Raw genomic sequence first — 6,113 nt, forward strand, 5'->3', positions numbered from 1 at the left:
ATCCTCGGTCGACCGGCCGGGCCGGTCAGAAGCAGGCCAGGATCGCGGCGATCAGCCCGTCGGTGAACAGGCGATCGCCCTCGCGCCACCAGAGCAGGAGCCCGGCGAGCAGCAGCAGGCCGACGCCCCCGGCGAGCAGCCAGAGCACAGCCTTCGAGGCCGACGGCTCGTCATGGATCTCGGTCTGCGGCGACATATCCATCCCTCGCAATGTAGCGCTCGACAGCCGCGGCCGGAAGCGGCCATCACGCCGCAGCGAAACGGGCAGGTCTCTTTCTCACAATCAGAGACGGATTCACCGATCGGATTGATCCAACCTGATCGGATCCGGCTCTGGCACGATAATTGGGCTTGCGCTGCTTTCGCCCAGCAAGCAGCCTGCCGGCGCTGCTCCTCCCGGATTGCCCATGCTGCGCCAAATCGTGCTCCTTAGCCTGCTTTCCCTGGTTCCGGGGCTCGCTGCCGCCTCCCAATGCCCGGCCGAACGCCCGACGCCGATGGTTCCCAGCGACCCTGCGCTCTGTGCCGCGCTCGATGGCGATATCCGACGGCCGGGCGCCTTTCCGCTCGACGTCTATCAGGAGAAGCTCGGCCGCTATCTCGGCGCCTTCTGCCACCGCAATCCGGCCGCCGGCTGGCGCGTCGACAAGTCGGTGCGCGATACCGGGCCGTTCACCGCGACGCTCCGGAACGACAAGGCGACCGGGAACTATCACGGCACCCATGCCCCGGTCGTCATCTGGTACTCGCCGGAGATGTTCGGCTGGTTGAAGGCCAATCGCGGCGGAGCGCACGAGACGACGGCGACCGAGGCGCCGGTTCCGGACGGGGCGCTGATGGTCAAGGAGATGTTCCCAGCCCCCGCCGCGCTCTGCCGCGATGTCGACCCGCTGCGGCTGCTGCCGACCAGCGGCGCAGCCGTGATGGTGCGCGACGCCAAGGCCTCGCATGATGGCTGGTTCTGGGGCTGGTTCGGCTGGAGCGACTGGAAGCCCGACTGGCCTGCCGGGCCCGGCAACGGCTATCCCAATATGGGCTTCGGGCAGTACTGCGTGAACTGCCATGCCAGCGCCAAGGCCAACGCGACCTTCGCCGACCTGAAGAACATCAGGGGCGAGCCCGGCCGCCCGCTGGTCTTCCTGAGCCAGAACAGCTTCACCGATCGCTCGGCGAAGGCGCATGACGACCTTTCCGCCATGCTGAACCATCTGCGCATCGTGCAGGAATCCGACGACGTCACGCTGCTCGGCGCTCCCGCACGCCAACGCCCGGCACCCGAATTCGCCGCCTTCTACGGCATCCCCTTCCCGCATCCGAGCGCGGACAAGGTGATGCGGATGCCGTCGCAAACCTATGACAACGTCTGGGCCAGCGCGGACCGGCGCGAGGCGAAGCAGCAATTCCTGACTTCCGACCAGTGCCTCGGCTGCCACGATGCGGGGTCGACGGGGCTGCATTTCGACATGACGCTGCCGGGGCCGGGCGGCCGCCTCCTCAATCTCTCGCCCTATGGTACCTGGAGCACCTCGCCCATGGGCCTGGCCGGGCGCGACCCGGTCTTCTTCGCCCAGCTCGCCAGCGAGACCGAAACCTTCCATCCGGAAGCCGCCGCTCTCGTGCAGGACACCTGCCTCGGCTGCCATGGCGTGATGGGACAAAGACAGTTCAAGATCGACCAGCGCGCCGCCGGCAAGGGCTGCACGCCCTTCACGCGCGCCGCCGTCGCGGCAGTGCCCTGGCCCGCCGGCCATTCCGGGCTTGCCGCGAAGCATGGGGCGCTCGCCCGAGACGGTGTTTCCTGCACGACCTGTCACGCCATGGCGCTGAGCGAGGCAGAGCGGAACCGGGTCAAGGCCGAGCCGCAGAACAGCTGCGTCGAGGAGCGGCAGGCCTTTCTCAACCCCGAGAATACGGGCTTCGCCAGGACCTTCACCGGCAGCTTCCTGATGGACGAGATGACCCAGATGAAGGGCCCGTTCGAGGATCCCAAGGTCAAGCCGATGGAGCATGCGCTCGGCATGACGCCGGTGCAGAACCCCGCCATCAAGAGCTCGGAGCTCTGCGGCAGCTGCCACACGGTGCATCTGCCGGTGCTCGACAAGGGCAAGGTCATCGGCCACACCTACGAGCAGACGACCTATGCCGAATGGGCGTTCAGCGATTTCCGCACCGGCCAGTCCCCGGATGGGGCGCTGCCCTTCAGCGCCGGCAAGAGCCCCGAGACCTGCCAGGGCTGCCATATGCCCAGCCGCGATGCGGACGGGCAGCCCTATCGCAGCAAGATCGCCAGCATCCAGGAATACTCCAACTTCCCGCAGGCGGAGCACACCCTGCCGCCGGAGGAGATCGACCTGCCGGTGCGCTCCGGCTTCGCCAGCCATGCGCTGGTCGGGCTGAACTCCTTCCTGATCAAGATGGCGCAGCAATTCCCCGAGCTGATGGGTATCCGGACTCAGGATCCGATGCTGACGAAGAAGGGCATCGATCCGCTGCTCTTCACCGAGAAGGCGATCGACCATCAGGCGGCCGAGCGCAGCGCCGCCATCGCGGTCGAGAGCATCCGGATGACGGGGTCAACGCTGGAAGCGTCGGTGCGCGTCACCAACAAGGTCGGCCACAGGTTTCCAAGCGGCGTCGGCTTTCGGCGCGCCTTCATCGAATTCAAGGTGCTCGACGAAGGCGGCAGGACGATCTGGGCCTCGGGACGTACCGATGCGCTCGGCGTCATCACCGACGCAGCGGGCGCGCCCGTAGCCGGCGAGGTCTGGTGGAATTCCGACTGCTCGGCGAGGCTCGACCCGCTCGCCCATCAGCCGCATCGCGAAGTGATCACGCGGCAGGACGAGGTCCAGATCTATCAGGAGCTGGTTTCGAGCCCGCCGCTTTCGGGCCCGGCGCAATGCGGCACCGGCTCCCAACCGGCCGGGCAGCTGACGACGAGCTTCCTGTCGATCTGCGCCAATGTGAAGGACAACCGCCTGCTGCCGAAAGGCTATCTCAAGCGCGACGAGCGGGTGAAGCTCGCGGCGTCCCTCGGCGCCGGGCCGGAGCTGGCGGACGAAGCCGGGCCCGTCAATGTCGGCGACGATCCAGATTACCGGGAAGGCGGCGGCGACGCGACGCTCTATCGCATCGCCCTGCCCGAGATCGGCGGCAAGCCGGCATCGGTCGAGGCCACCCTGTATTACCAGGCGACGCCGCCCTTCTATCTCCAGGACCGCTTCTGCACCTCGAAGAGCGCGGACACGCAGCGGCTGCATTTCATGACCAGCCGCCTCAACCTCGCCGGCTCGCGCTCCGAGGGCTGGAAGCTGCGCACCGTTTCGACCGGGCCGGTCAGGATTCAATAGGGCTCGCCCGCCGCGCAGCGAATGGCGTGCCCTGGCCTGTCATTCATGCACAATACCGCACCACCGCGGCTCCTGCGGTGGTGCCTCGACAAGAGCCTCGAAGGAAGATGGTACGGCGCCATGAGCGAGACTGAACGCAAGGGACGCGGCATCGCCGGCGGTCTGACCAATTACGGCGACCCGGAGTTCGCCGCTTATCTTCGCCGCTCCTTCGCCCGCTCGATGGGCTATTCCGACGAGGCGCTGGCGCGGCCGATCGTCGGCATCGCCAACACCTATAGCGGCTTCAACAACTGCCACCGGCACTTTCCGGAACTGCTCGAGGCGGTGAAGCGCGGCGTGCTGATGGCCGGCGGCCTGCCGGTCGAGTTCCCGACGATCTCGCTCGGCGAGGTCTTCCTCAACCCGACCAGCCTGAAATTCCGCAATCTGATGGCGATGGGCACCGAGGAGATGATCCGGGCCCAGCCGATCGACGCCGTCGTGCTGATGGGCGGCTGCGACAAGACCGTGCCGGCGCAATTGATGGCGGCGCTCTCCGCCAATGTCCCGGCCGTGCAGCTCGTCGCCGGGCCGATGTCGACCGGGCGCCACAAGGGCGAGCGCCTCGGCGCCTGCACCGATTGCCGACGATTCTGGGCCCGCTTCCGCGCCGGAGAGATCGACCAGGACGAGATCGAGGCCGTCGAAGGGCGGCTCGCGACCACGGCCGGCACCTGCGCCGTGATGGGCACCGCCTCGACCATGGCCTGCATCGCCGAGACGCTCGGCCTCGCTTTGCCGCGTTCGGCCGCGATCCCCGCCGTCCATGCCGACCGCCTGCGCTGCGCCGAGGAGAGCGGCAAGCGCGCCGTCGCGCTGATCGGCACGCAAACCCTGCTGCCCCGGCAGATCGTCACCGAGAAGGCGATCGAGAATGCCTGGCGGATGCTGCTGGCGATCTCCGGCTCGACCAATGCCGTCGTGCACCTCACCGCCATCGCCCGCCGCGCCGGCATCAAGGTCGACCTCAATCGCCTCAATCGGCTCTCCGACGAGACGCCGGTGCTGGTGAACCTGAAACCGGTCGGCGCGAACTACATGGAGGATTTCTTCGCCGGCGGCGGCGTGCCGGCGGTGCTGAAGGAGCTCCGCGACCTCCTGCATCTCGACTGCCTGACCGTGACCGGCAAGACGCTGGGCGAACTGATCGACGAACCGCTGATCGACCAGGTCGACCGTTCGATCGTGCGCCCGCGCCAGGAGCCGGTCGATCCCGATGGCGGCCTCGTCGCCGTCTTCGGCTCGCTCGCGCCGCGCGGCGCCATCGTCAAGCGCGCCGCGGCCGAGAAGCGGCTGCTCGAGCATGAGGGCCGCGCCGTGGTCTTCTCCTCGCTCGACGACCTCGCCGCCCGGATCGACGATCCCGATCTCGATGTCGGCCCGGATGATGTCCTCGTCCTGCAGAATGCCGGGCCGAAGAGCGCCGCGGCGATGCCGGAAGCCGGCTATCTGCCGATCCCGCGCAAGCTCGCGGCGAAGGGCGTCAAGGACATGGTCCGCATCTCCGATGCCCGCATGTCGGGCACCGCCTATGGCGCGATCGTGCTGCATGTCGCGCCGGAGGCGGCAATCGGCGGCCCGCTCGCGCTGGTGCGCAACGGCGACAGGATCAGGCTCAGTGTGGCAGAGCGCCGGCTCGACCTGCTGGTCGACGAGGCCGAACTGGAGGCGCGCCGCAAAGCCCTGCCAGAGCCGCCCACGGTGAGGCGCCGCGGCTATGACCGGCTCTATGACGAGCATGTGCTGCAGGCCGACGAGGGCGTCGATTTCGACTTCTGCTAGTCGCGGCCTGCCTGCCTCAGGCCGAGAAGCGCAGATCGACCGTCGTGAGCTCGCTGATCGCCTGCTGGTCGAGGGTGACGCCGAGCCCGTCGCCCGCGGGCAAGGCGGAAAACCCGCCATCGACCGGCGGCAGGCCGGGCTGGGCCAGAGACCAGAACAGCGGCGTCTCGTCGAGCTGCATTTCCAGCATGCTGAAGCCCGGCAGCGCGGCGCAGAGCTGGAGGCTCGCGGCGTGGCAGATCGGCCCGGTCGGATTATGCGGGGAGACGGCGATGCCGCGCTCGGCCAGTTGCTCGGCGGTGCGCAGCATCTCGTCCACGCCGCCGACATATTTCATGTCGGGCATCATCACGTCATAGGCGTCGGCATAGGCGAGGAAGGCCGGGGCGCCGGTGAACTCCTCGAGCCCGGCGAGCAGCGTGCCGTGGGCATTGAGGGTTTTGCGCATCGCCGCGAGGGCCGGAATCTGCCGGGGTTCCTCGACTACCGGGCATTCGAGCCAGTAGAGCCCGAAGGGGCGGATGGCCTCGACGAGCCGCGCCGACAGGGCCTCGCCGAAACGCCAATGGCAATCGACCATCAGACGCCGGTCCGGGCCGAGCGCCTCCCGGACGGCAGCGATCCGGGCGATGCCCGCATCCAGTGCCTTCCGACCTTCGGCATCGTCGCGCAAAGCGGGGTCGACCTCGTCGAAGGGCGCGATCTTCACCGCCTGAAAGCCGCGGGCGATGGCATGCGCGGCACTCGCCCCGAAACCGGCAGGCGAGCGGTCGCGGGTGCGGCGGTTGATGTTGGCATAGAGCGGGATCTGGGCGGCCGCATCGCCGCCGAGCCGGCTCGCGAGGCCGACACCTTCGGCCCGCGCGGCGGCATCGCAGCGCGCGACGTCGAGCGCGGTGCGCAGGGCCGCGACAGGGAGCGGCGGCGGCACGTCGAGGC

At 68.4% G+C, this 6,113-nt stretch carries 4 protein-coding genes; 2 read left to right on the top strand and 2 right to left on the bottom strand.

Translation table 11 applies throughout. The features are described from left to right. Positions 1–25: 25 nt before the first annotated feature. The gene (locus RKE40_RS25820) at positions 26–196 is read right to left on the bottom strand and encodes a hypothetical protein (RefSeq protein WP_157089648.1); all 171 of its coding nucleotides are present in this window, start codon (positions 194–196) and stop codon (positions 26–28) included. Between the two features lie 211 nt (positions 197–407). On the opposite strand from RKE40_RS25820, the gene RKE40_RS25825 reads away from it, so the two are divergent. Together RKE40_RS25825 and RKE40_RS25830 are read left to right on the top strand one after the other, a co-directional pair. Then, on the top strand, positions 408–3,350 hold the full coding sequence (locus tag RKE40_RS25825; RefSeq protein ID WP_316021052.1) for a hypothetical protein: 2,943 nt from the start codon (positions 408–410) through the stop codon (positions 3,348–3,350). Positions 3,351–3,470: 120 nt separating this feature from the next. Beyond that, positions 3,471–5,174: an IlvD/Edd family dehydratase gene (locus tag RKE40_RS25830; protein WP_316021053.1), complete on the top strand. Its 1,704-nt coding sequence runs from the start codon at positions 3,471–3,473 to the stop codon at positions 5,172–5,174. 16 nt (positions 5,175–5,190) lie between these two features. On the opposite strand, the gene RKE40_RS25835 is transcribed toward RKE40_RS25830, so the two are convergent. Further along, the coding region (locus tag RKE40_RS25835) for an enolase C-terminal domain-like protein (protein WP_316021054.1) at positions 5,191–6,113 on the bottom strand (923 nt) is incomplete at its 5' end.

The organism is Allobosea rubneri (assembly GCF_032464875.1).
GTDB classification, from domain to species: domain Bacteria; phylum Pseudomonadota; class Alphaproteobacteria; order Rhizobiales; family Beijerinckiaceae; genus Allobosea; species Allobosea rubneri.

Bases quoted from the DNA above. Each gene is read 5' to 3' on its own strand.
- RKE40_RS25820 (WP_157089648.1), bottom strand. From the start codon at position 196: ATGTCGCCGCAGACCGAGATCCATGACGAGCCGTCGGCCTCGAAGGCT.
- RKE40_RS25825 (WP_316021052.1), top strand. From the start codon at position 408: ATGCTGCGCCAAATCGTGCTCCTTAGCCTGCTTTCCCTGGTTCCGGGG.
- RKE40_RS25830 (WP_316021053.1), top strand. From the start codon at position 3,471: ATGAGCGAGACTGAACGCAAGGGACGCGGCATCGCCGGCGGTCTGACC.